Source organism: Herpetosiphon giganteus, from assembly GCF_016907925.1.
GTDB classification, from domain to species: Bacteria; Chloroflexota; Chloroflexia; order Chloroflexales; family Herpetosiphonaceae; genus Herpetosiphon; species Herpetosiphon giganteus.
Window position 1 is genome coordinate 36,998 of record NZ_JAFBCZ010000015.1, and the last position, 24,363, is coordinate 61,360.

Sequence of the window (24,363 nt, forward strand, 5' to 3'; positions counted from 1 at the left end):
GTCTGGATTGACCATAACGATCATACGCCAAACAGCTCGATAACACAAGCCAGATGAAAGGATAAAGGATGAGGGATGAGGGATGAAAGCAAAAGTCAAAAGTCAAAAGTCAAAAGTCAGAAAGCAAAAGGCAGAAGGCAGAAGGCAGAAAGCAAAAGGCAGAAAGCAAAAGGCAATAGCCCATAGCTCAAAGCCTATAGCCGTTCGTGTAATTCGTGCAATTCGTGGCTAAAATAAAGCTTCGGCCCCTTCGTGGAGAAAAATCAAATCTAAATAATCTGTGTGAATCTGTGGCTAAAAAACTAAGCTTCGTGCGCTTCGCGTCCTTCGCGGTTTCTAAACCTTCGTCCTCTTCGTGTGCTTCGTGGATCAAATTCGGGCTTGACAAATTACGCCACCTTCTATATAGTACCGATCAGTACAAAATATATGTACTCATCGGTACTATATTATTTTTATTGAATCTTGGAAGGAAGCCCATGAGCAAGCCATTAGCCGGAAAAGTTGCCTTGGTCACTGGTGGTTCACGCGGAATTGGCGCAGCCAGCGCGCTGGCGTTGGCCGAACAAGGCGCAGACGTTGCGATTAGTTATGTCGCCTCGGCCAGCAAAGCAGCAGCGGTGGTCGAACAATTACAAGCCCTTGGTGTAAAAGCCGCAGCCTTCCACGCCGACCAAGCAGATAGCGACCAAGTGGCCAGTTTGGTCAATAACGTCGTAGCGCAGTTTGGCAAGCTCGATATTTTGGTCAATAACGCTGGCGTATTTCAGGGCGCAGTCTTGAGCGATCCCAATACCGATGTTGAAGCGATCGAGCATATGTTTGCGGTTAATGTGAAAGGTGTTGCCACCGCCGTGCGCACCGCAACGCCGTTGTTGCAAGATGGCGGGCGGATTATTTCGATTGGCTCGGTAGCCGCTGATGGCTCACCATTTGCTGGGCTAGCCGATTATTCAGCCTCGAAAGCGGCGGTTGCCAGCTACACCCGCGCATGGGCACGCGAGCTAGGCCAACGTGGCATCACAGTTAATAATGTGCAACCAGGCCCAATCGACACCGATATGGGACCAGGCGATAGCCCAATGCTGGAAGTATTTACCCAAGCAATTGCGCTCAAACGCTTGGGCAAGGCCGAAGAAGTTGGCGCAACCGTGGCCTTCTTGGCCAGTCCAGCCGCCGGCTTTATCACCGGCGCGACCATCAACGTCGACGGCGGATTAAGCGCCTAAACAACCAAGGCCTGTGAGTTCATTGCAAACTCACAGGCCTTGGTTTTTATTGGGTTGCCAAGAAGGTCTTCAAATCGTTGCTACGAGTGCGAATCCGCTCCATGAGGCTCGTAACAGCAGCGTTATACTCGTCAACGCTGGTTTTTTTGATCGCACTTGGGCTGATAGTCGCGGCTAAGGCTGTGTATTTTTGCACCAAAGCCTCTGCATCAAATTGGCTGCTGGTTTCGCGCAGCGCCGCGATATAGGCCGCATAGTAAGTCGGATCATCAAGCAAATAGCGAATCAAAGGCCAATCGCTGGTTACGCTGGCTTTATCGAAGCTGTTGTTTTGGCCGCCAAAGCCGCCGCCAGGCCCGCGCATTCCGCCACCATTAGCTGGCCGATTAGGATTATTGGGCATGGCTTGGTTGTTGCCATTGGCTGGTTGATTAGGATTATTCTGCATTCCAGCAGGCGCTTGATTGCGACCGCCACCCATGCTCGCCCCCAACACAAAATTATGATCCCACGAAATCCACGTCAGTTTGCCAGTTGCAGGGTTAGTGTAAAGATAATAATTATGGGTCATCGCCCCGTAGGTATCCCAATGCTCCAACAAGGTGCTCACGCCAAGCCATTTCAGAAAAATCGGCACATCGAACACGGCCTCTAATTTGGCCCGCCATGCCGCCGGATCGCTGGTGCGTTCGCTTGAGTGCAACACATCGTAGAGCGCTTCAACATCGGCCCAGCCTGTTGCATCGTTATTTTCCTTCTGAAAACTTTCATTAATCGCACCTTTGGTGCCTTCGGCCAAACTGGCAGCGCTGCCATCGCCTTCGTAAATATTGCCGCTATCGTCGCCAAACACGCGAGCAATCGCCGTATCGTCGATCACCTCAACCGCGGTGTATAGCCCCAAACTCTCAACGCCGTTGCCATGATCAAGCAGCACTTCGTAGGTTGCGGTTTCGGCGGCGGGCAAGCCCATTTGAGCAAAGAGATCGTAGGCCAGTGTCTCGCGCATCGCCGTCAGATCGCCTAAATTATTCGCCAGCGCCAATTGTTTGAAGCCATAAAAGCGTTGGTTATCAATTTCGGGATAAGTTTTTTCAAATTGATCAAAATCGAGCTTGAAGGGCAAGTTGGCTTGCTGGCTATTCCAAGCACTCATCAACGAGGAATTGCCTTTGTAGCGCACGCCAACATTCGTCCATGTTTGGCCTTCAAAACTCAGAGTTGCCGTTACCCACATTGGATTTTCGGTCACCAAATCGCCCATATTTGGCATCCCACCAGGCATGCGTTGGGTGTCGGTGAAGGCTCCAGTTGGCGGCATTGGCAAGCCATTGGTATCAGTAAAAGCACCAACTGGGCGCATTGGCAAGCCATTGGTATCGGTAAACACGCCACCAGGAAAACCACCGCCCAGCTGACGGCTACCAGGTTCGCCAAAAAGCTCGCTCATATTCGCTTGCATGGCTTGCCACGAAGCCGAATCGATCGTGATCGTTAGTTGATTGACCGCATCCTGCGGAAAAACCACAGCATAATTTGGCTCAGCACTCTCGCCATGCGAGGCTTCATTCCAGCCAGCAGGCCGCGTCACACCATCAATAACGGTCGTTTCAGCAGGCACAACGGGCGCAGTGCTCGAAGTCGCACATGCCACCAAGTTTAATCCAACAGCCAGCAAACACAGCCAACGCCAATATTTCATCGTAACCTCACAATTTTGCAGATTAAAAAGCGAGCCAATAGCCGAATTCCGCTTAGGGCAACTGATGCTGATCGCGCAACACACGGGGATTGCTTGGTTTATGCTTAGCGCTCAAGCGTGGCGTTTCATCGTAGAAAATTTTCAAATCGGCCATATCGTGCAATAAATCGATGCGCCCAATTTCAACCCGCTTGACCAAAATGCCGGTGCGTTGGCGTAAATCGGCCAATAGTTCTTCGGAACGTGCAGGCCCGATCAGCTCAATTTTATCGTAAGCAACGCGCTTGTTGGCTTCAAACTGAAAGCCCCAACCTTTTTCAAGCACAAACAAAATCACTAAAATCACGGCGTTGGCGATGCCAATTTGCAGCAAACTGCCGCTATGCATCAGCGAATTCATCACGCCCAAGGCAATCAAAATAAATAAATAGGTCATTTCACGAATCGGAATCTCATCGGTGCGATAGCGCAGCAACGAGAAAATCGCAAACAATCCAAAGCCCACGCCAACGCCCACTTCGACGCTGGTCAGAAAGCCCAGCACAAAGTAGATGATCATATTGAAGCCAATAAAGGTAAAAACGAAATTTTTATCTTGGGTCACGGGGTAATACACGCCGCGCACAATTAGCAGCGTTACGAATAAATTAAAGCCCGCGCCGAGCAAAAATTGAGTTAATTCGGTTGTCATTGAGCATACTCCATCAAACTATGCAAATAGCGTAAGGTTGGTTTGAAGCTGTTGCGTGGTAATTCTGGGTAGAGCAAGGCTGCGCCGCTGCAATATTTGCTCATGCCAATTGTGTGCAAATGCTGGCCGCGAATGCCTTGGATAAAGGGCGAACTGCGGTTGATGCCAGCTTGTTTGACTTCGGCAATCACCACTCCTGTCAGTTCAACAGTGTGCAGATTGGCCTGAAACTGAATCCCAATATCAAGGGTTACTCGCTCGTGGGCGGCAATATTCACCAAGGTGATGCGGCTAAAATCGTTGGTCAGGGTTGGCTGCAATACACTCACATCGAACGGCACATGTCGTTGCACAAAGGCTTTGCTGGCTGGATTCAGCGTTTCTAAGCCAGTTGGGGTTGGCATTCGATGCTTGATCGTGCGATATTTATTAATTTTGTGCTTGACTTCGAGAAAGTGCTGCTGGGTATCGAGATAGGTGCGGCTGCGCACTTTGTAGCGATTGCGCCCCCCAGCATGATGCCGCCGATAAAGCGCAAAATCAGCGCTATCAAAATAGCGCGTATGATAGCGATGCATGCGCCGCCCAGCGATCTCCAGCACCCAATAATCCGCCGCTAAATCGGGGAAGATTGCAGCCAATTGCTGCATTGAGCAGACATATTTGCTATCGGTGCGATTCAGCAAGGCCACTGAATCCATCTGTTGCAAACTAATTGGCTCAAAACGCGCCAAGTGTTGGTCAAGCAGCGGCTTTGGAGCTGGTTGCGCTGGTTCGCAAGCAGGCGTTGGCTCAGTTGGCCAGATCAGAGTTGGTTGATAGCGCAGTTGTTGCAGCATAAGCTCATTCCTTCGCACGCCGCAACGCCAAAAGCGATCGGCAATCTGTGTTAGCTTCTGGTTAAGAGTGTAGCCAGCAATTGTTATAAAACTGTTAGGATCTGACGTGCTTGCGATGAGGATTTAGGTAGAGGTGATTAACAAAAAGCCCCGCATTTCCATCATGGATGCAGGGCTTCAACAAACGCGATGTTTAGGAAAACGGAATTAATAGCCTTCGGCAATTTGCTCGGAAAGTGTGGCGCGCAATTCGGGCGAAACCCGCATATATAAGCCGGTTGCTTCGGCCACAATCGTGCCATCGGGCAATTGGGCAAAGCCCTCGACCTCAAGCGCGCGCCCGCGATCGCGCACGATGCTGCCAGTAAAGGTAATTTCTTGGTCAATTGGGGCTGGCTGACGATAGCGCACTTCAAAACGGCCAGTCATCGTCCAGGCATCGATTAAAAAGCCAACCCGGCCTAAGGTTTCATCAAGAATCGTCGCAATGATGCCGCCATGGACAAAGCCCGGCCAGCCTTGATGGAGCGAGGTGGAGGTAAAGCGCGTCACAACCCGATTTTCTTCCTCGAAGAAATCTAATTGCAAGCCACTCGGGTTATTTTTGCCACAGACAAAACATGCCTGCGAATCTAATTGGCGATTCATGAATGCTCCTTTTGCAAATATAGCCGATTATAGCGCAAAAAAACCACGACTCGCAGTGAGCCGTGGTTGTAGTTTATCTGTTGTTGGACAATTAATTTAATTTGCGGACGGCAGGGTGGAAGCTAAACACGGTCGTCATAACCAGCATAATGATGCCACAGGTGGCAAACACTGCTGGCGCACCAAAATAGTCGGCGGCCCAACCAGCAACGCCATAGCCAATTGGCAATAACGCAACCGACCCAAGCAAGTCAATGCTGGCAACCCGCCCGAGCTGTTCACGCTCAACCATTTCTTGCATGGTATGCGTCCAAATCAAGCCAAAAGTTGCAATCCCAATCCCGCGGAAGACCAACACGCCAAGCAAAGCTGCTAAGGCGATGGTGCTCCCAAACATCCCAACATTCAAGCCAATCACGCCAACTAATAAGGTTGCCAAGCTAGCCAAAAACAAGGCCCCATAGCCCATCAGGCCACGGCGGCGCAACCGATTGCCTTTACTCAGCCAAATCGAGGCCGAAACCGCACCCAACGCAATGCTGGCATGCGCCCAGCCAAGCCGTTCACTGGGCAACAGCAAAAATTTATTGATCAGAATTGGCAAGGCGGTCTGGGCTGGAGCAGCCAACAGCATGTTGGCCATCGAAGAAAGAATAATCGTCATCCATAGCCAAGGATTCATGCTGACCGTTCTCAGGCCCGCGCCAACATCTTTCAAGATGCCAGTTGAGCGTCGAGCTTTCGCGCGGCTCGCATCGGTTGAGAGCAACGGAATTAAGCACAAGCCAGAAACCAAAAACGAGAAACTGTTGAATAAAAATGCGGTTGGCGCGCCGCCAATGCCGACAATCAAAGAGGCAATCAATGGCCCCAAAATCAAGGTCATTTGGGCACTCAAAGCAGTCAGCGAGTTGGCTCCAGGCAGCGATTCTGCTGGCACTACATCGGGCACCAAAGCGCTATAGGCCGGCTGAAAAAACGAATCAAAGAAGCCAAATGAGATACTTGCCGCATAAATATGCCAGAGTTGCAAGGTATTCGTCAGGGCCAGAATCCCAACGCCACCAACAATCAAGGCTCGCAACATATCGGAGCTAAACATCAGCCAACCACGCGAAAAGCGATCAACTGCTGCCCCGCCAAGCAATGAGAAGACGATCATCGGCGCAAACGAACAGATTAACACTAAGCCCATCGCAGCAGCCGAGCCAGTGTGATCCAAAACCCATAGCGAGAGCGCAACCTGATACATCGTATCGCCCAAACGCGAAATCGTTTGCCCCGTCCAGAGCATTGCAAACAAGCGTTGTTGTAAGGGCCGAAATAAACCATTCTCCGAGGTACTTGAGGTCATGCTTCCTCCTACAATTTCGCGCTACGCTGAGCAACCTCCCCACATTTGGCTTGCTCAGCTTAAATAGTGTGCAATCGTGTGCATGGGAGTTTCAGCGTGGAACCCTTAGCCCAACAATCTTGGAGTTACTTAATCCATTGCTGCGCAATGTTGAACATTCGCGAGCATTCGTTGCAGGCATTGGCGCTGAAAGCAGTTATCGGCGTGGATGGCTGTTCTCTCTGGCCTGCGAGACTGTAAATCAGCAGTTGGAATGTAGGCTATGATCGCGAGGCGAATTATACCAATTTTTAACTTTTTCTGCAAGATGCTTTTTTCTGCCTGCATGGTATAGGCAGGCAGTATAATAAACCTGAGGTTTTTGTTTAGAAATTGCGCTTAATAACAATCAGCATTATGTTAACATATCATCACACAGCGTAGCAGCTTACGCTCAGCATTTGGCTTCAAACAGTAGTTAATGACATTTGATCGCTAGGATTATGTTCATTGCATTTATACACAGCTAAGGCCCAGCATTTTACGCCTCAATAGTCGGTAGTTAGAGCAGATTGAGGCAGCAACAGCGCAATCAAGACTATTGCTGCCTGTAAAGCCTAGTGATGATGGTGGTCGTGAATCTGAATTGGCTCAGGCCGTGGCGCTGCATACACCTGATCAATCCAAGCAACCACCTGATCCAAGCCAGTTTCAGCCTTGAGGTTGGTAAAAACCAGCGGCAATTCGCCGCGCATGTGCTTGGCATCGTGCTCCATCACCTGTAACGATGCGCCAACCAACTCGGCCAAATCAATTTTGTTGATCACCAATAAATCGGAGCGTGTCACGCCTGGGCCACCTTTACGCGGCACTTTATCACCGCCAGCCACATCGATCACGTAAATCCAATAATCGACCAACTCTGGGCTAAACGAGGCCGCCAGATTATCGCCGCCGCTTTCAACAAACACAATTTGCAAATCGGGCAGGGTTGCACACAAATCGGCAATCGCTTCGAGGTTCATCGAAGCATCATCGCGAATTGCCGAGTGTGGGCAGCCGCCAGTTTCCACCCCGCGTACTCGTTCGGCTGGCAACACACCTTGACGCAGCAAAAATTCGGCATCTTCTTTGGTGTAAATATCGTTGGTAACCACAGCCACTGAATAGCGCTTGGTCAGATGCACGCTCAAACAATGGGCTAAGGCTGTTTTGCCACTGCCCACTGGGCCAGCAATCCCAATTCGCAACAGGTTTTCCGCCATAAATTCCTCACAATTAGAATAGGAAATAGCGCTGAGCCAAGGGCAAACTACTGGCTGGCTCGCAGGTCAATAATTCGCCGTCAGCTCGCACAGCATAGGTTTCAGGGTCAACTTCGATCACTGGGGTAGCGTTGTTGTGAATGAGATCGGCTTTTTGGACGCTGCGGCAACCACGCACCGCAGCGGTTGCTTTTTGCAAGCCTAGCTGTTGGCCAATCCCTGCTTGTTGCGCTGCCGCCGAAACAAAGGTCAAACTGGTTGCGCCAATCGCCCCGCCAAAGGCCCCAAACATCGGGCGATAGAGCACTGGTTGCGGCGTGGGAATCGAGGCATTGGCATCGCCCATCGCATTCCAGGCAATCATGCCGCCTTTGACAATCAGCTCGGGCTTTACGCCAAAAAATGCTGGCTGCCAGAGCACCAAATCGGCTAATTTACCAGGCTCAAGCGAGCCAACCTCGTGAGCAATGCCATGGGCCAATGCCGGATTAATCGTATATTTGGCGATATAGCGCTTGACCCGTTGATTATCGTTGCGCGCCGAATCACCGAGCAGCGGGCCGCGTTGAACTTTCATTTTGTGGGCGGTTTGCCAAGTGCGGGTCACAACTTCGCCAACCCGCCCCATCGCCTGCGAATCGCTCGAAATCATGCTAATTACGCCGAGATCGTGCAAAATATCTTCGGCGGCGATCGTTTCTGGCCGAATTCTGCTTTCAGCAAAGGCCACATCTTCGGGCACTTGCGGGTTGAGGTGGTGGCAAACCATCAACATATCAAGGTGTTCGGCAATCGTGTTGACGGTGTAGGGGCGCGTGGGGTTGGTTGATGAGGGCAGCACATAACGTTCGCCAGCAATTTTGATAATATCGGGAGCATGGCCGCCGCCCGCGCCCTCAGTGTGATAGGTGTGGATAGTACGGCCAGCAATCGCCCGCAGCGTATCTTCTAAAAAGCCAGCTTCGTTGATCGTATCGGTGTGAATTGCCACTTGCACATCGTATTGGTCGGCGACGCGCAAGCACATGTCGATTGCAGCAGGCGTTGTGCCCCAATCTTCGTGCAATTTCAAGCCACATGCGCCAGCCTGAATTTGCTGAATCAACGATTCTGGCTGGGCAGCATTGCCTTTGCACAAAAAGCCAATATTGACTGGCCAAGCATCGGCGGCTTGCAGCATGCGCGCCATATTCCAAATGCCTGGCGTACAGGTCGTCGCCTTTGTGCCCGTGGCTGGGCCAGTGCCACCGCCAAGCAGCGTGGTCACGCCATTCGAAAGCGCCTCGGGAATTTGGCCAGGCGCAATAAAGTGAATATGGCTGTCAATGCCGCCAGCAGTGACGATCAAGTGCTCGCCAGCAATGACCTCGGTGTTAGCGCCAACTACCAATTCTGGGTCAACTCCGGCCATGGTATCGGGATTGCCAGCCTTGCCAACTTTGACAATTCGGCCTTGTTTGATGCCAATATCGCCTTTGACGATGCCCCAATGATCGATAATGATCGCGTTGGTAATCACCAAATCAAGCACAGCGTGGGCGCTACTGCTTTGGCCCATGCCATCGCGAATCACTTTGCCGCCGCCGAAGGTAATTTCATCGCCATAGTGGGCAAAATCGTGCTCAATCTCAATAATCAATTCAGTATCGGCCAAACGCAGGCGGTCGCCTTTGGTCGGGCCATACAAATCAGCATAGGTTTGGCGTGGAATCCAGAGGCTCATTCCAAATCTCCTTCCGGGCGATGGCCAAATTGCAGGGCTTGGGCAGCATTGAGGCTGATTTGCACCTGATCAGCTGCATCTAAAGCCCCGTTGACCAAGCCATTATGGCCATAGATCTGGCGCGAGCCAGCAAACGCCACCACAGTCACAATTTTGCTATCGCCTGGCTCGAAACGGACCGCCGTGCCCGCCGGAATATTGAGATGCATGCCATACGCAAGGCTGCGATCAAAGACTAAAGCCCGATTGACCTCGAAAAAGTGGTAGTGGCTGCCAACCTGAATTGGCCGATCGCCCGTGTGGGCAACAAGGATTTCAAAGCTTGCCCGGCCAAGATTAGCGGCAATTGCCTCGTTTGGTTGATCGATTAGATATTCGCCTGGCTGCATTCGCGGCTCCTGTTTAACGAATTGGGTCGTGCACGGTCACAAGTTTGGTGCCATCGGGAAACGTGGCCTCAACTTGAACCTCGTGAATCATTGTGGCAACGCCATCCATCACATCGTCAACGCTCAAAATCGTCGTGCCATAGCTCATAATTTCGGCGACGCTTTTGCCATCGCGGGCAGCTTCTAGCAATTCGGCGCTGATAATCGCCACCGCTTCGGGATAATTCAGCTTGAGGCCACGCGCCTGACGACGACGCGCCAAATCGGCGGCCACGACAATCAACAATTTTTCTTGTTCACGCGGAGTTAAATGCATTGGTTAAGCCTCATCCTAATAAATTTTGCGCGGCAGATTTGGGCTTGTGCCATATAAAGCTTGTTTGGCGATGCGCCAATAGTCAAACGCCGTTGTCAGCAAATCGCGGCTATTGGTGCTCAAGCCGCGAATCATTAGGCCATGAGCAGCCAAACAACTCACGCCCCAGAGGCAGCGCCCAAGTTTGGTTTGGCTGGACGCAAAGGCCATTAATTCAGCTTCGAGGGCTTTCCACTGGCCAGCATCCAACCCAACCCGACAGATGTAGCCCGTGGCCAAATAGCTGTAGTTGCCAAAATACAGTGGATTATTGAGTTGTTGTAGACTTGGTTGCAAACGCATGCGATCAAGCAGCAATGGCCGACCCAAGGCATAAATATCGCAATCCAAGCGCAACTGACGATAGGCAAAACGCTCGCCATAGGCTTCGCGGCCAGGCGCAAGAAATTCCCACCAACACAAGCCAGCAGCATCAGCCAAATCAATTCGTGTTTGTTGATGATACATACTTTCAGCAAACGGAATCGTCGTATCGGGCCAATATTCCAACAAACTATGTTCAGCCAAATTGGCATGCATAGCTTGATAAGCCACCTGCTCGCCAGCACTGCGATAAATGCGGGTTGAACTCGTGGTCGTCAGTTGGGCTTTGGTCGCTACGGCTAAATTGATTGTAGTAGTCAGCTGATCGCCTGCCAACACGCCGCCAGCAATATTATGTAAATGCACAAAACTCGTGCCATCGGCCAACCCAAAATCGCGTACAACCTGCAACGGTGGCCGATGTTCGCGCACCGTCAAGCGCGTGCGTTGCTGCTTGAGCGTAAAATCAAGCGCCAGATGGCCATGCATTCGCTCAAGGCGCGCTGATGGTTGCATCAACTTATAAACAGGCGCGTCCCCAGCAACGGGTGACGCATACTCGCAGCATCCAAGCCGATGCTACATGGCGCGAGATCAGCAAATGTGATGCTTGGGGTTTGCTCAACAACTGCCTGAAGCGTTGGATTCAACTGCCACAACAATTGCTGGGCCTGCACTTGGCCAAGCGGCAAGATTTTCTGGCATGCCAAAATCAGGCTTAATGTCATTTGTTGCAATAAGGCGGCGAGCATCGCTTCGGCCTCAATTGCCAAGCCAGCCGCCACCAAACCAAACACACAACTATGATGGGTTTCGATCTGCTGGGTTTGGGCAAGGCTGTTGGCCTGTTGCCAACGTGGCAAGGGTTCTAGTTGCAAGGCCAAGCTTAACAAACGTCGACCAAGCACAGCGCTAGCATGACGGCTCTCGCGGGCTGGCTTGAAGGCCGCTGCATGATCATTCACATCCAGCCATGGCTGCGCAAATTCAGCAGCAGCGCCCAATTGCCAAGCCTGATAGGCCAAATAGGCTTCGAGCTGGCCGCTCTCCTGTACAAAAGCGCGCAGAAACTGGCCCAGCCCAGCCACGCCAAGTTGGCCCTCGGCCACCAACGACTCAACCCCATACGAATGGGCGGTTGAGCCAATCGGCAAGGCGCTATCAGCAAGTTGCAATAATTTGAGTTGGGCCAAAGCAGCGTTTAACATCATCACGCCAGTATAGCCGAGCAGAAAATCGCCAACTCTAGGCAAACTATCCAAACCCTATTCGAGCAGATTGCACAAACTTAGGCCTCAGGCCAGGTTGCGGCAACTAAAGCTGGCAATAGCTGTGCTGCTGGGCCACGCAAACGATGGCGCGCATGGCGGCTCAACGGCGTATCTTCAAGATTCAGGTCGATCAAACGGGCACGATGCGCTCGGGCTGTCATCGGAAAGGTCGCGGCGGGAGCCACAAGGCCCGATGTGCCAATTGCCAAAAACACATCACAAGTTTGGCTGGCTACTTCTGCCGCCTGAAGTTTAGCCAGATCCAAGCGCTCACCAAACCAGACCACATCAGGCCGCAATGGCGCGCCACAAATCGCACAAAGCGGCAAACTTGAGCTATCTGGCCACGCGGAAATACCATGGTCGCCAGCGCTACAACGAATAGTATCAATCGTGCCATGCAGCTCGATCACGGTGCTTGAACCAGCTCGTTGATGTAGGGCATCGATATTTTGGGTAATCAGCGTGACTTTGGGAATATATTGCTCAAGTTGGGCTAAAGCCCGATGGCCGGCATTGGGCTGAACCGCCAAAATCTGTTGGCGATGGGTGTGATACCACTCCCAGACTGCCTTCGGTTGCTGCAAGTAGCCCGCCAAACTTGCCACTTGTTCAATATCAAACGTATTCCAAAGCCCAGTCAAACTGTCACGAAACGTTGGGATGCCACTCTCAGCAGACATCCCTGCGCCAGTTAAAATCGTGAGCGAACGAGCTGCCCGCAAGGTTTCAATTAGGCCCTGATCAAATAATTCAGTCATATATTCCCTCGTTAGGCCGATCAAGCGTCAATTAGCATAGTATAGGATATTTGGGCCTGTGGAATAGGCTATTGCAAGCGTTCAAGCAATTATTATGGAGCAGAACATGCAGCTTAATCAAGCCTTGGAGATTTTTATGCATGGCGAAATTGGTATTCCTAGTGCTGAAAATCGCTCAAGTCGCCAGCAACTAGCTGGCCTCGACATCTTGCATAGTGATGATGTTTGGAATCAGCAGCGCCAGATTGCTGATGAAGCGATTGTACAAAGCCATGCGCCTGCTGAGGTGCTTGCGCTGCTTGCAGACTATCAGCCAAGTGTCGATCATCGAATTACCCTGGTTGATCGGCCAACCAGCGAGCATGCTGCCTACCATGCCGCAGGCTATCGCCATAGCGCAAGCGAAGTGCTGCTTGCCCGCTCCCTCAACAATCTACCAGCACCTGATCCACGCTATGCGGTGGCCCAAGCTACAACCATCGCCGATATGGAATGGCTGAACACGCACGATCCTGCCAAGCGGGCTTGGCTCACAGTCACTCGCCTGCTGGAGCCACGGTTGCGCCATAGTTTTATTCGGCTTGATGCTGAGGTGGTGGCGCGAGTACGGGTTTGCCAGGTTGATCCAGCGCATAGCTATGTGACAAATTTATACACTGCCCCCAACTATCGGCGACGCGGCATTGCTCAGGCGTTGATGATCGCTGTTTTGCAGCAAGCAGCAGCGCTTGGCGAATGCTGGAGCGTGCTCATAGCCTCCGAGGCTGGGCTACCGCTCTACCAAAAATTGGGCTATCAACCACTGGCAACGCTCACGGTTTTTGAACCAGCTGAAGCAAGCGAATAAGCCAATAATTGCCTTTGCGAGGCTTGCAAGCTCGGCTACAATACGATTAATCAGTTTTTTAGCAATGGTAGGGCAATGAATCGCTTGTTAATCACCGGAGCATCGGGCTATCTCGGCCAGCGAGTTGCTTATTTTGCTCAGCAGACAACAATTTGGAATAAAATATATAGCCAAAGTTGGCGCAACCCAGCGCTAGCAGGCGAACATGTGGCATGCGATTTGGCTGATCAAACGCAGCTTCAAGCGTTGCTTGATCGCATTCAGCCAAGCGCAATTATTCATACGGCGGCGGTCACGCCAGCCATGGGCGCTGCTATGACCAACGAGGCTTTGTGGGCAGTTAATGTGCAGGCCACCGCCAGCTTGGCAGCTTGGGCGGCTCAGCATCAGGCCCGCTTTGTGCATGTTTCATCGGATGCAGTTTGGGGTGGGCGCGATGCGGCGTATACGGAAAGTGATGTTCCAGCTCCCATCCATCCGTATGGGGCATCGAAGGCCGCTGCCGAGGCGCTGGTGGCGACGCTCAATCCTGAGGCAGCGATTGCCCGCACCTCGCTGTTGTATGGCCAAAACCCGCTTGACCCCAACACCACCATGGCCTTGGCGATGTTGCGCGGCGAGCGTGATGGCGTACTATTTACCGATGAAATGCGTTGCCCTGTCTTTGTTGAAGATGTGGCCCAAGCCTTGCTGGAACTTGCACAAAAACCAAGGCTTTATGGTATATTTCACCTTGTAGGCCCACAAATTCTCAGTCGATTTGAGCTTGGCCAAGCCTTGCTCACGTGGAATGGCCTTGATTCCACGGGTTTGCCCGCTGGCAGCACAAGCGCCAGTGGCTTACGTCGCCCATCGCGGGTTGTCGTTGATAATCGCGCAACCCAATCGCAACTTAGCACTATTCTTCGAAGCATTGATGATGTCACAAGGAGGTGACGCATGGAGCGCACACCTGAATCGATCGTTCAATTAGTCGCCGATTTGCAACACACCGATGAGTTTGTGCGTTCGCAGGCGGCGTTTACCCTTGGGTTATTTGGCGAACCAGCTGTGCCATTTTTGATTCCACTGTTGCGTTCGCCACAGCGCGAAATTCGCATGCGCGCTGCATGGACCCTGGGCGTAATCGGCGCTGCCGCCGTGCCAGCCTTGCTCGACCTGATGGAGCAAAAAAACCGCCAATTGCGGATCGAGGCAATTCGAATTTTAGGCGTAATTGGCCAAGCACGGGTGTTCAATCACTTATTAATTGCATTAACTGATTTCGACCCCGAAATTGCCGCCCGAGCTGCTCGCTCGCTGGGCAAAATTGGTGATCCACGGGCGTTTCATGCCTTGGTGCTAGCCTTGCGCCACCCCGATAGCGATGTGCGCTACGAAGCTGCTGTGGCCTTGGCCGCGCTCCACGTGCCCGATTCAATCACCCATTTGCAAGAAGCGCTGCTCCACGAAGACCCACGGGTTGAAACAACTTGGGGTACGTCGGTGCGTGAGGGCATGGTTCGGGCCTTGGAAGAAGCCGAAAAACCCCATGACCACAGTTTGATCGAAGCCTTAATGCGGCTTGGCGACATGTTGAAATCCAACGAAGAAGAAGCGGATGAGGAAACGCCATGAATGCTTGCCCATTTTGCGATCCCGCCACCCTCGAAATCGAAACCATGCTCGAAAATCACTTTTGCCGCTTTCTGCAACAACCCCATAAAGTCCTCGCTGGTTCGGGCGTAATTATTCCCAAACGCCATTGCGAAACCCGCCACGAAATGGATCTCGACGAATGGGATGCGATGCAAGACATGCTCAACCTGGTCAAAATTTTCATCAACATCAGCCATAAACCCCTTGGCTATACGATTGGCTGGAATTGTGGCGAGGTTACTGGCGTGGTGATTCAGCACGTCCATATGCACATTATTCCACGCCTAACCAATGAGCCAATTAATGGTGCTGTCCACTTCAACCTCAAATCCACTGCTACCAAGCGTTTCGACAATTAACAACCAACACCTTCAGGAGGTTGTATGTCTCTGCATGCCTTACGGCGATTCGTGCTCGTTTGCTTGCTATTGGGATCGGTTTCAAGTCTTGGGGCGAATTATTTGCCGCCAAGCAGCACCTATTTGCCAGTTGTGATAGGCAATTCCGAGTTTACGGCAAATACGTTTGTGCCAAGTTATTCAGCACTTTTTCAATTTGGGCTAAACCCTGGCTACTATGGCAACGGCTGGGACGACCAGAAAATTTATGCAATTGGCGCTGATGCTGGCGCACACAGCGCGCGAGCTTCGCTGCCCGATAGTTTTATTGGCCAATGGGGCGCAGCAATTCGGGTTCCAGTTTTTGAGTATATTTCCACGACGCTTAATTTTCGCGAAAACACGGTCTTTTTAGGTGAGCCACGGGCGGCGTGGCGCGATCCAGCCAGCTATTTCAGCAACAATGGCACGCCAGTCCAGAGCAAGCTTTGGCAAGGCATGTACGAGCCAATTTGGGATAATGGCGAAAATGGCACACCAGTTAATGATGCAAATAAATTTGCAGTTTATGCATGGCAAATTGCCAGCACTTATGGCAAATATATGCGCTTCTACGAAATTATTAACGAGCCAGATTATACTGGCAGCGCTAGAGCCTATGCTAACCCAGGAGCAAGCGGCGGCAGCTGGTGGGATAGTGCGCCAACGCCGAATGAATTACCAAATCTGAACGCACCAATCTATAACTACATTCGTTTATTGCGCATTGCCTATACTGTGATCAAAAAAACTGATCCTGACAGCTATGTTGCTCCAGGTGGGATTGGCTATGCTTCATTTTTGGATGCATTGCTACGTTATAGTGATAATCCTGATGCCGGCAAAATTACTAGCCAATATCCATTAACTGGCGGAGCCTATTTTGATACTCTGAGTTACCATATTTATCCACAGTATGGTGGCTCATATTGGGATAATAATGCTGGTGGTTTTGTCTATGTGCGGCATAGCGACCGTATGAGCCAAGTTTTCCAAGATCAATATCATGGAATGAACCAAACCTTAGTTAATCGCAACTACAATGGCACAACCTTTCCCCACAAACCAAGCATCATCACTGAAACCAATGTTTCGCGTAAAGCTTTCAATAATTATGCAGGCGGCGAGGAAATTCAGCGCAATTATTTGATTAAGGCGATTATCAAAGGTCAGCAGCTTGGTATTTTGCAAATCTATTGGTTCGCAACTGGTGAAGGCGCAGATTATGCAACTGCCCAAGATGAATATCAATTAATGGGATTTTACGAAAATCTCAAACGTGATGCGCCAAATAACCAAATTGTGACAAGTGAAGGCATTGCCAATCGCACAACCTATAATCAGCTGTATGGCTGGCGCTACGATGCAACAGCCACGACAGCGCTCAATTTGCCCAATACCATCGATGGCGCGGCCTTTCGCAAAAACAACCAACTGCGCTATGTGCTTTGGGCCAAAACCACGCTTGATCGTAACGAAACTGCCAGCGCAAGCATCAACCTGAGCGGAAGCTACAGCAAAGTAACGTGGAATGGTACAAGCAGCACAATCAGCGGCAATAATATTCAACTTACTGGCGCGCCAATTTTCTTAACCCCACAATAATGCTAAAAACGCAGCACCCTTGCGACAAAATAAGGGTGCTGCATTTTCAATTAATCAGCCTGTTCGTCAACTTCCCATTGAAAAACCTCTTCCAAGGGAACTCTGAACACATAGGCAATCCGAAACGCCGCCTCAAGCGATGGTGAATATTTGCCAGCCTCGATGGCGGCAATTGTTTGGCGAGTTACGCCGATATACTGGCCAAGCTCAGCCTGCGACATTTCGCCATGCTGAAAGCGCAAGAGGCGAATTCGATTGACAAGCGTTGCTTTCATGCACGCTGCCAGCGATAGCTCAGCACAACAATGCTGCCACACACAACTTCAGCAAGCACAATCATCAACAAAGCGCTATTGACCAAGGTCCAGCCGCTTTGATTGAACGGCATAATCATGCCTACGATAAGCATGCCCACCATCAACACATAGTAGGCAGCAGTGATTGAACGCTGAGAGATCGCCCGATCGCGCTCGTCGAGCGGCATGCGATCGGCCTTGGGCGAATTGTAGCGCAAATACAGATAGCCACCGCCAAGAATCAGCATGCGAACCACGCTGGCAATGCCAAAAAAGCCTAGTTGGCTCAAATTGGGCAGCGTATCATCGGGCGGAGAAATTACTGTAAGTGCAAAATAAGGGCCAAATGCCACTGCCAACGCAATCAACGAGAGCCACGCAGTTTTTTCACGGTACGCCATCGAACACTCCTCCAAGCTAGTTCAACTAATTTATGTTAAAAATACTATACATCATGTAAATTATTTTTGTCAATATGTATAGAATATATAACATTAAAGAATACTACCTAGGGAGAGCTTTGAATAGGACGTTTTTATACCAAAAATATAATAAACTAATCCGCTAGTAATAGTTTTCTTGGCGATAAGCTTTATTTAAATGTTAGGAATACAATTTTTACTGGGTGATTGGTTTGGGAGATTTGGTGAGCGAGGGGGTTGATGGTGGGCCATGAGGGATTCGAACCCCCAACCAAGCGGGTATGAGCCGCGTGCTCTAACCGTTGAGCTAATGGCCCTTCTCACCGGAGTGTATAGTACCATATTTTTCAAATAATGGTGCAGCAATTCATTCAAATCAATCATGCTCACATGGTGGATTTATTGATTAAAATAGTTAATCACCACCCTTCCGTCCCGCCTCAAGGCGGGAAACGCAGGGGGTTTTCATCCCCCTGCACCCCCTAAAGTTTAATATTTGGATTACCCATAACACAAAGATCTAGTTCCGTTGCTTACTTTCGATAAGAATCTTTAAGCTACTCTTGCAGCAAAGCCTAAAGATACTGACTAAAGAAGTCGGTGATGCGGTTGTAGCAGGTCACTTTGTTGGCATATTTCAGCACATCGTGGCCTTCATCGTTGAACAACAGATAATCGACATTTTTGCCCAGCGCTTGCAACTCGTGGACGACTTCGCGCGATTCTTGCTCGATCACCCGTGGATCGTTGGCTCCTTGGGTTACCAACAAGGGGCACGCCAAATTGTGAATGTAGGTTTTTGGTGAGCGCTCGACCAAGAAATCCGATTCGGTTACAGGGTCGCCAACTTGGGTCGCCATATAGGCCTTCCAGGTTTCGGGCACGCGGGCCGAGAAGGTGTGCAAATCATACGGCCCAAACATATCGATCCCAGCTTGCCAAAGCTCTGGATGGCGACCAACCAAGGTTAAGGTCATAAAGCCACCATACGAACGGCCCATTACCCCAGCGCGTTTGGTATCGATCAAGGGATCGTTGGCAAGCACTTTGGTCATAGCATGCACATGATCAAGCCGATCCTGGCCGCCCCAATCGTGGGTAACTTGGTTCATATAATTAAAGCCATAGCCGCTGCTGCCGCGCACATTCGGCACAAACACCGCGAAACCTTTCAAGGCCAAAAATTGAATCAATGGCATCGAGAACCAAGCAAAATCAGGCCGTTCTTGGCCTTGAGGGCCGCCATGAATGTAATAGACCAATGGGCGCGGGCCTTCGTAGCCTAAGGCTGGGGCTGGGCGATACAATCGCGCGGAAATGCGCAAGCCATCGTGCGAGTTGAACGAGGCATCTTCACCAGCTGATAAATGTTCGACTGGAATGCCTAAAACCCGTTCGTTGGTATGTTGTTGCAGCTCTTGGTTCGGTTTGATCGTGTAGATTTGGGTTGGAGCGATGGCGGTCGAGAACGAAAGCGCAAAGCTATCGCTATCTGAATCATAGGCAATCGATTCCAAAACGCCATTATCAAGCGGCGCTTGACCACACAATACTTTAGTAACCAGCATGCGCTTGGTTGCGAGATCTAGCTCAGCTTCGTAGCACCACGAACAGCCATCGATGTTGTAGCCAAGCAAATAGCGCTGCTCGCTGAGCTTGGTCAAACGATCAAACTCGCCTTGGCCGGTATGCACCAAGCCTTCAATCGCAACTGAATCTAAGCTTTGCGAGCCATCAAGCCGCAACAAGGCCAAACTATAGCAATCATCAAATAAGCTCGTGCTAAACAAGGCATAATCAGCGTTGACCCATTCGGCAAAACCCATGCCATTTGGCTCGATTGTGGTTGTGCGTTGTTCCATAGGCGTGCCAAAAATAACACTGCGCTCGGTGCTGCCCAGCTTCTGCCGATAGACCACGGTATCGCCAATGCCATAGGCATCGATGGTCAATATCGTTTGTTGATCGGGCGAAGAAGTGGCATAGAATGGGCCTTCAGCGGCAGTAGCGAGTAAGGTTGCGCTACTTTCAAGCACATTAATTTGATAACCGCTAAATTCAGGCCGCGTGCGTGAACTAGCCGTCAAATAGCCAATCCCAGTTTTAAGATCGATTTTGGCAATCGTGGTTTGCATTCCGGCAAATTGATCACCGAAAATCAACTCAGGGAAGCCACCAGTGAGGGGAATGCGCATTGGCTGATAATTTTCGTCACCATCTTGATCAATCATAACCACAATTTGATTATATTCAGCCAGCACCACGAACGATTTACCATCCATATGGTGCGGCGTTTGCAAGGCAATATTTGGTGGCAACAGCGGCTCAGGCACACTGCCAGTTAACAACATTCGATACAAACTCAAGCGACCATTCAAATCGCTAATAAAATACAAATACTCGCCCGAGCGTTGGGGCACAACAAATTGACGGGCGGCAAGTAGGGCTTCGATGCGCGGCATTTCTTTTATCTCCTTGGTAACAGCACGTTTGACGCTATTGTAGAGAAATCACAGCAATCAAGCTTCATTCAAAAGGTGTAGCCACAAGGTGTAGTTGGCTATGGTAGACTAAAAGACACGTGTTGAGGGATTTTCATATGCTCCAACTTATTCAAACCAAATTAGTTGTCCCGCCACCGCGTGAACGAGTCGTCAAGCGTTCGCGGTTATATCAACGGCTTGACCATGGACGCAAACAACGGCTTACCTTGATCAGCGCGCCAGCAGGCTTTGGCAAAACAACTTTAGTCAGCGCCTGGCTGCACGCCAACAATCAAACCCGCAACGTTTGGCTCACCCTCAATGATCACGATAATGATCCATTACGCTTTGCCCAATATGTGCAACGTGGTTTTCAGGCCCAATTGCCGCAATTCAATTGGCAATGGCTCGAAATGATGGGCCATCAGGTCGTGATTAATTTGATCACAACCCTGATTAACGAACTGCACGAGCAAAGCGAGCAGTGGGTGCTGGTGTTCGATGATTATCAAATGATCGATCATCCAGTGATTCATGAAGCCATCAGCACCTTGATTGAGCATTGCCCGCCACAATTACACATTTTATTGACGTGTCGCCAACAGCCAAGCTTGCCTTTAGCACGTTGGCGCGCCCGCAATTGGCTCACCACCCTTGGCGTAAACGATTTGCGCTTCACCGATAATGAAGGCGGCGAGTTTTTGCGCGAAGTCATGCATATGCGGCTCAATCAGCACGTCGAAAGCCAAGTCTTGCAACAAAGCGCTGGCTGGATTGCCGGATTACAGCTCGCAGCCTTAGCCTTATCCGAAGCGCCCAGCCCTGAACAAGGCCTGCGCGCGCTCAATTCTGGTCAAGCCAGCGATATTAGCGTCTATTTGCTCGAAGAAGTGTTTCAGCAACAGCCAACCTCGATTCAGCAAGCCTTGTTGGCCTTGGCCCCGCTTGAACGTTTTAATCGTTCGCTGGCCGAGTTTATTCAACAAGCCTTAGCGCTTGGCCCAAGCCAGCTTGAGGCGATTATCGAGCGTCAGTTGTTTATTGGGGCGCTTGATCAAGAGTGGTGGCAATTACACCCGCTGTTTCGCGATTTTCTGCTGCAACACGCCAGTTTGGTTGAGCCAGCGCTGCGCAACAACGTGTTAGCGCTAGCAGCCCAATGGTGTGGCGAGCAGCATTATATTCACGATGCGATGCATTATGCGTTGCAAGCCCAAGCCCATCAATTGGCCGCCAATATTCTTGCGCCATGGGTTGGCCAATTTGTACGTGAAGCAGCATTTTATACCTTGCGACCATGGCTTGATCAATTGCCAACCCATGTGATTTGGAACGAACCGCGCTTGTGCATTGCCCAAATGTGGATTTTGATTACGCTGCGCAATGGCGAAGGCGTACAAGGCTACATCGAACGGATTAGCCAATTGGTCGATAGCAGCGAGCCAAATCCCTTGGCCGCAGAAGCCTTGGCCTTAGGTGCGTTAGCCGCCACGATTACCTCGAAATTAGAGCAAGCAACCTTGTGGGGCGAACAGGCCAAGCGGCTCAATACCAGCAACGATCCAGTGATTCAAGGCGTGATGACCTTTTGTTTGGCGGTCGTCGCCCATTTTCAAGGCGATGCAGAGCAAGCAGAAATGTTCTATCAGCAAACCGAAACCTTGGGTCAAACAATCAACAGTCGCTTTTTATCAACCGTCGGCGCGGTCAATCGGGCAGGCTTGTTGGCCGATTTAGGCCATTTTAATCGGGCTGAACAATTGTGTTTGAGCTTGATCGAACAATCGCAGGCCTTGCCAACGCCGCGCCCGTTTATGGCTGGCATGCATTGGATGTTGGCCCGCATTTATCACCAGCGCAATCAATTGGCCGAAGCTATGGCCGCGACTGAGCAAAGCCTCACCAACAGCAAAGCCATGGATAATCGCTATATGTGGTGTGTTGCCCAAGCCCAGCGCGTGGCAATTTTGCAATCGCTCAACGAATATCCCCAAGCCTTGCAAGCGCTGCAACAACTTGAGGAGCAAGCAATCGGCCAAGAGAGCGAAAAGGTGCGGCTAATTATTCAACAAACCCGCTGCTTGATTGCGATCGAGCAACATGATTTGAGCCAAGCAGCTCAATGGCTAGCCCTGATTAACACGAACCAAGAGGAAATTAATAATCCGAGCAATCAATGGCTTGGTGGCTTGTTGGCCTTGCGTCAAGGCCAGTTCGATCAGGCCAGCGCGTTGCTTGATAAAGCGTTGGCAACTGCCCAGCGCATCAATTATGTACCGTTGTTGATTAGCATTCATGCAACCATCGCCATGGTGTTAGCTCGTCAGGGTCAGCTGCCCAAGGCAATTGGCCAATTGCAGCATGCCTTGGCAATCGCCGAGCCAGAGTCGATTATTCAGCCCTTGCTTGATTTACATGCTGGCTTGATTCCCTTGCTGCAACAATTGCCAAGCAGCCCAATGGTTGTGCGCTTGCTGCACCATAATCGGCTTGATACCGATGATTTGGCGATAACGCCGCGCGAGCATGAGATTTTGCGCTACTTGGCAGCTGGTTTGGGCAATCGGGCAATTGCTGAAGCCTTGGTGATTGCTGAAAGCACGCTCAAACGCCATATTAGCAATTTGTATCTCAAGCTCGATGTACACAATCGTACAGCAGCAATCGTTAAGGCCCGCGAGCAAGGGCTGATTGATTGATTCCCTCACCCCCTCGCCCACGAAAACGCGCGCGAGGGGGAACCTTGGGTTTTCACCACGAATTTCGCAAAAACCATGGAATTAAAGCCCCTCGCCCATCGGATGGGAGCGGGGTTGGGGTGAGGAAAATCTATTCGTGGCGCAAAGCATCGATTGGGTTCAGCTTTGCGGCGCGTTGAGCTGGGTAAATTCCGAAGAATAAGCCAACCCCAAGCGAGAAGCCAATTGCCACGCCCACAGTTTGCACATCAATCGGCGCATCGAGCACGCCAAGTTGGGTCACTATAATAGGAATAATGCTGCCCAGCATCAGCCCAATCATCCCGCCCGTCATACTCAAAACTGCGGCCTCGACCACAAATTGCATCAAAATATGATGGCTGCGTGCGCCCACCGCTTTGCGCAAGCCAATTTCACGGGTGCGCTCGGTCACACTCACCAGCATAATATTCATAATCCCAATTCCGCCGACCAGCAGCGAAATGCCTGCGACCGCCGCCAAAAATAGGGTCATCATCGAGGTGATGGTATTGAGCGTGCCCAAAATTTCAGCTTGGTTGATCACATTAAAATCATCAGCGCTGCCATCAAGTTTAAGGTGATGGCGCTCACGCAGCAGCATGCTCACCCGCGATTGCAAGGCATCAAGATCGCTGGCATTAATCGCTGAAAGCGTAATCGAGCCAACCCGATAGCCATTGCCATCAGGCGTGCGCGCATTGAACAAACGCTTTTGAGCCGTAGTAATTGGAATATAGGCGCGATCATCTTCCGAGCCAAAGGCGCTGCCACCTTGCGGCGTAAGTATTCCAACCACACGCAAGGTTTGGTTATTAATCCGCACAGTTTGGCCTAAGGCTTGGCCATTACCAAATAAATCTTTGGCCAAGGTTGAACCCAACACAATTACGGTGTTTGCGCCTTGCAAATGCTCATCGCTAATAAAACTGCCTTGCTGCATGGTCAAATTATTAACCACTTGAAAAGCTGGCGTAATGCCAATAACCTGGGCATTTTTATCAGCAGATTTGGCTACGATTTGCGCACTTGAATTCAGCTGCGGAGCCACACCGATAACTGGCAATTGCAAGGCTTCAATCGCTTTGGCATCGTCCATCGTCAGGTTTTGGGCGGCGGTTGCATTGCCAGGCCCGCGATTTTGCGAGCCAGCAGAAATTGTCAGAATATTGGTGCCAATCGCCTCAATTTCGCCAGTAATCGAAGCGCTCGCGCCATTGCCCAGTGCCAAGAGCGAAACCACTGAGGCCACACCAATAATCACGCCCAGCATCGTCAATAATGAGCGCACTTTATTGGCCAGCAAGCTGCCAAACGAAATTCGCACAACCTCCCAGAGGCTGCCAAAACCACTCGAACTGGCAGTAATCGGCTGAAACAAAATGCTATCGGCAGCAACTGGGGTCGATTCAGGGGCAGCATGCACATCAAGCGTTGTCATCGTTGCA

23 protein-coding genes and 1 tRNA gene are annotated in these 24,363 nt (G+C 50.8%); 7 read left to right on the forward strand and 17 right to left on the reverse strand.

Features of this window, described 5'->3' with window-relative positions:
- Positions 1-479 precede the first annotated feature (479 nt).
- On the forward strand, positions 480-1,229 hold the full coding sequence (locus tag JOD20_RS14570; RefSeq protein ID WP_204755966.1) for an SDR family NAD(P)-dependent oxidoreductase: 750 nt from the start codon (positions 480-482) through the stop codon (positions 1,227-1,229).
- Positions 1,230-1,275: 46 nt separating this feature from the next.
- Here the strand turns inward: JOD20_RS14570 and JOD20_RS14575 are convergent, their stop codons facing one another.
- From JOD20_RS14575 to JOD20_RS14630, 12 genes are all read right to left on the reverse strand, one after another.
- On the reverse strand, positions 1,276-2,931 hold the full coding sequence (locus JOD20_RS14575; protein ID WP_204755967.1) for a CotH kinase family protein: 1,656 nt from the start codon (positions 2,929-2,931) through the stop codon (positions 1,276-1,278).
- Between the two features lie 52 nt (positions 2,932-2,983).
- Positions 2,984-3,622, reverse strand: a complete 639-nt coding sequence (locus tag JOD20_RS14580) for a DUF4956 domain-containing protein (RefSeq protein WP_204755968.1) — start codon at positions 3,620-3,622, stop codon at positions 2,984-2,986.
- The gene (locus tag JOD20_RS14585; RefSeq protein ID WP_204755969.1) at positions 3,619-4,461 is read right to left on the reverse strand and encodes a polyphosphate polymerase domain-containing protein; all 843 of its coding nucleotides are present in this window, start codon (positions 4,459-4,461) and stop codon (positions 3,619-3,621) included. The genes JOD20_RS14580 and JOD20_RS14585 overlap by 4 nt, the downstream gene beginning before the upstream one ends.
- A gap of 207 nt (positions 4,462-4,668) precedes the next feature.
- On the reverse strand, positions 4,669-5,109 hold the full coding sequence (locus tag JOD20_RS14590) for a PaaI family thioesterase (RefSeq protein WP_110513579.1): 441 nt from the start codon (positions 5,107-5,109) through the stop codon (positions 4,669-4,671).
- A 91-nt stretch (positions 5,110-5,200) separates the two neighbouring features.
- Positions 5,201-6,463 (reverse strand): MFS transporter, encoded by a 1,263-nt coding sequence (locus JOD20_RS14595; RefSeq protein WP_204755970.1) that lies wholly within the window; start codon positions 6,461-6,463, stop codon positions 5,201-5,203.
- A 596-nt stretch (positions 6,464-7,059) separates the two neighbouring features.
- Positions 7,060-7,707 carry an urease accessory protein UreG gene (gene ureG, locus JOD20_RS14600; protein ID WP_204755971.1) on the reverse strand — a complete coding sequence of 216 codons (648 nt, stop codon included), beginning with the start codon at positions 7,705-7,707 and terminating at the stop codon, positions 7,060-7,062.
- Positions 7,708-7,720: 13 nt separating this feature from the next.
- Positions 7,721-9,430 (reverse strand): urease subunit alpha, encoded by a 1,710-nt coding sequence (ureC, locus tag JOD20_RS14605; RefSeq protein WP_204755972.1) that lies wholly within the window; start codon positions 9,428-9,430, stop codon positions 7,721-7,723.
- On the reverse strand, positions 9,427-9,819 hold the full coding sequence (ureB, locus tag JOD20_RS14610; RefSeq protein WP_204755973.1) for an urease subunit beta: 393 nt from the start codon (positions 9,817-9,819) through the stop codon (positions 9,427-9,429). The genes ureC and ureB overlap by 4 nt, the downstream gene beginning before the upstream one ends.
- Positions 9,820-9,832: 13 nt before the next feature.
- Positions 9,833-10,135, reverse strand: a complete 303-nt coding sequence (locus JOD20_RS14615; RefSeq protein ID WP_054533184.1) for an urease subunit gamma — start codon at positions 10,133-10,135, stop codon at positions 9,833-9,835.
- Between the two features lie 15 nt (positions 10,136-10,150).
- Positions 10,151-11,014, reverse strand: coding sequence for an urease accessory protein UreD (locus JOD20_RS14620; protein ID WP_204755974.1), 864 nt, complete (start codon positions 11,012-11,014; stop codon positions 10,151-10,153).
- Positions 11,014-11,760 (reverse strand): urease accessory protein UreF, encoded by a 747-nt coding sequence (locus JOD20_RS14625; RefSeq protein WP_204755975.1) that lies wholly within the window; start codon positions 11,758-11,760, stop codon positions 11,014-11,016. The genes JOD20_RS14620 and JOD20_RS14625 overlap by 1 nt, the downstream gene beginning before the upstream one ends.
- A 26-nt stretch (positions 11,761-11,786) precedes the next feature.
- Complete coding sequence (locus tag JOD20_RS14630) at positions 11,787-12,530, reverse strand: SIR2 family NAD-dependent protein deacylase (RefSeq protein ID WP_204755976.1); 744 nt, start codon at positions 12,528-12,530, stop codon at positions 11,787-11,789.
- 106 nt (positions 12,531-12,636) lie between these two features.
- Between JOD20_RS14630 and JOD20_RS14635 the strand changes: the two genes are divergently transcribed.
- From JOD20_RS14635 to JOD20_RS14655, 5 genes are all read left to right on the forward strand, one after another.
- Entirely contained in the window at positions 12,637-13,377 is a 741-nt protein-coding gene (locus JOD20_RS14635) for a GNAT family N-acetyltransferase (protein ID WP_204755977.1), read from the forward strand.
- 75 nt (positions 13,378-13,452) lie between these two features.
- Positions 13,453-14,313, forward strand: coding sequence for an SDR family oxidoreductase (locus tag JOD20_RS14640; RefSeq protein ID WP_204755978.1), 861 nt, complete (start codon positions 13,453-13,455; stop codon positions 14,311-14,313).
- A gap of 3 nt (positions 14,314-14,316) precedes the next feature.
- Entirely contained in the window at positions 14,317-14,994 is a 678-nt protein-coding gene (locus JOD20_RS14645) for a HEAT repeat domain-containing protein (protein ID WP_204755979.1), read from the forward strand.
- On the forward strand, positions 14,991-15,374 hold the full coding sequence (locus JOD20_RS14650; RefSeq protein WP_204755980.1) for an HIT family protein: 384 nt from the start codon (positions 14,991-14,993) through the stop codon (positions 15,372-15,374). The genes JOD20_RS14645 and JOD20_RS14650 overlap by 4 nt, the downstream gene beginning before the upstream one ends.
- 24 nt (positions 15,375-15,398) lie before the next feature.
- Complete coding sequence (locus JOD20_RS14655; RefSeq protein WP_204755981.1) at positions 15,399-16,997, forward strand: hypothetical protein; 1,599 nt, start codon at positions 15,399-15,401, stop codon at positions 16,995-16,997.
- A 50-nt stretch (positions 16,998-17,047) separates the two neighbouring features.
- On the opposite strand, the gene JOD20_RS14660 is transcribed toward JOD20_RS14655, so the two are convergent.
- The 4 genes from JOD20_RS14660 to JOD20_RS14675 all read right to left on the reverse strand — a co-directional run bounded on the left by JOD20_RS14660 (position 17,048) and on the right by JOD20_RS14675 (position 20,177).
- On the reverse strand, positions 17,048-17,272 hold the full coding sequence (locus tag JOD20_RS14660) for a helix-turn-helix transcriptional regulator (RefSeq protein ID WP_204755982.1): 225 nt from the start codon (positions 17,270-17,272) through the stop codon (positions 17,048-17,050).
- The gene (locus tag JOD20_RS14665) at positions 17,269-17,694 is read right to left on the reverse strand and encodes a hypothetical protein (protein WP_204755983.1); all 426 of its coding nucleotides are present in this window, start codon (positions 17,692-17,694) and stop codon (positions 17,269-17,271) included. The genes JOD20_RS14660 and JOD20_RS14665 overlap by 4 nt, the downstream gene beginning before the upstream one ends.
- 262 nt (positions 17,695-17,956) lie before the next feature.
- Positions 17,957-18,032 (reverse strand) — tRNA-Ile (locus tag JOD20_RS14670).
- Positions 18,033-18,290: 258 nt separating this feature from the next.
- A complete protein-coding gene (locus JOD20_RS14675) occupies positions 18,291-20,177 on the reverse strand; it encodes an alpha/beta hydrolase family protein (RefSeq protein ID WP_204755984.1) in 1,887 nt (628 codons plus the stop codon).
- Between the two features lie 137 nt (positions 20,178-20,314).
- On the opposite strand from JOD20_RS14675, the gene JOD20_RS14680 reads away from it, so the two are divergent.
- Entirely contained in the window at positions 20,315-22,897 is a 2,583-nt protein-coding gene (locus JOD20_RS14680; protein ID WP_204755985.1) for a LuxR C-terminal-related transcriptional regulator, read from the forward strand.
- A 130-nt stretch (positions 22,898-23,027) separates the two neighbouring features.
- Here JOD20_RS14680 and JOD20_RS14685 read toward each other — a convergent pair whose 3' ends face one another.
- Complete coding sequence (locus tag JOD20_RS14685) at positions 23,028-24,356, reverse strand: ABC transporter permease (protein WP_204755986.1); 1,329 nt, start codon at positions 24,354-24,356, stop codon at positions 23,028-23,030.
- Positions 24,357-24,363 lie beyond the last annotated feature (7 nt).

Coding starts and splice junctions, on each gene's coding strand:
- JOD20_RS14570 (WP_204755966.1), top strand. CDS start 480: ATGAGCAAGCCATTAGCCGGAAAAGTTGCCTTGGTCACTGGTGGTTCA.
- JOD20_RS14575 (WP_204755967.1), bottom strand. CDS start 2,931: ATGAAATATTGGCGTTGGCTGTGTTTGCTGGCTGTTGGATTAAACTTG.
- JOD20_RS14580 (WP_204755968.1), bottom strand. CDS start 3,622: ATGACAACCGAATTAACTCAATTTTTGCTCGGCGCGGGCTTTAATTTA.
- JOD20_RS14585 (WP_204755969.1), bottom strand. CDS start 4,461: ATGCTGCAACAACTGCGCTATCAACCAACTCTGATCTGGCCAACTGAG.
- JOD20_RS14590 (WP_110513579.1), bottom strand. CDS start 5,109: ATGAATCGCCAATTAGATTCGCAGGCATGTTTTGTCTGTGGCAAAAAT.
- JOD20_RS14595 (WP_204755970.1), bottom strand. CDS start 6,463: ATGACCTCAAGTACCTCGGAGAATGGTTTATTTCGGCCCTTACAACAA.
- ureG (WP_204755971.1), bottom strand. CDS start 7,707: ATGGCGGAAAACCTGTTGCGAATTGGGATTGCTGGCCCAGTGGGCAGT.
- ureC (WP_204755972.1), bottom strand. CDS start 9,430: ATGAGCCTCTGGATTCCACGCCAAACCTATGCTGATTTGTATGGCCCG.
- ureB (WP_204755973.1), bottom strand. CDS start 9,819: ATGCAGCCAGGCGAATATCTAATCGATCAACCAAACGAGGCAATTGCC.
- JOD20_RS14615 (WP_054533184.1), bottom strand. CDS start 10,135: ATGCATTTAACTCCGCGTGAACAAGAAAAATTGTTGATTGTCGTGGCC.
- JOD20_RS14620 (WP_204755974.1), bottom strand. CDS start 11,014: ATGCAACCATCAGCGCGCCTTGAGCGAATGCATGGCCATCTGGCGCTT.
- JOD20_RS14630 (WP_204755976.1), bottom strand. CDS start 12,530: ATGACTGAATTATTTGATCAGGGCCTAATTGAAACCTTGCGGGCAGCT.
- JOD20_RS14635 (WP_204755977.1), top strand. CDS start 12,637: ATGCAGCTTAATCAAGCCTTGGAGATTTTTATGCATGGCGAAATTGGT.
- JOD20_RS14640 (WP_204755978.1), top strand. CDS start 13,453: ATGAATCGCTTGTTAATCACCGGAGCATCGGGCTATCTCGGCCAGCGA.
- JOD20_RS14645 (WP_204755979.1), top strand. CDS start 14,317: ATGGAGCGCACACCTGAATCGATCGTTCAATTAGTCGCCGATTTGCAA.
- JOD20_RS14650 (WP_204755980.1), top strand. CDS start 14,991: ATGAATGCTTGCCCATTTTGCGATCCCGCCACCCTCGAAATCGAAACC.
- JOD20_RS14655 (WP_204755981.1), top strand. CDS start 15,399: ATGTCTCTGCATGCCTTACGGCGATTCGTGCTCGTTTGCTTGCTATTG.
- JOD20_RS14660 (WP_204755982.1), bottom strand. CDS start 17,272: ATGAAAGCAACGCTTGTCAATCGAATTCGCCTCTTGCGCTTTCAGCAT.
- JOD20_RS14665 (WP_204755983.1), bottom strand. CDS start 17,694: ATGGCGTACCGTGAAAAAACTGCGTGGCTCTCGTTGATTGCGTTGGCA.
- JOD20_RS14675 (WP_204755984.1), bottom strand. CDS start 20,177: ATGCCGCGCATCGAAGCCCTACTTGCCGCCCGTCAATTTGTTGTGCCC.
- JOD20_RS14680 (WP_204755985.1), top strand. CDS start 20,315: ATGCTCCAACTTATTCAAACCAAATTAGTTGTCCCGCCACCGCGTGAA.
- JOD20_RS14685 (WP_204755986.1), bottom strand. CDS start 24,356: ATGACAACGCTTGATGTGCATGCTGCCCCTGAATCGACCCCAGTTGCT.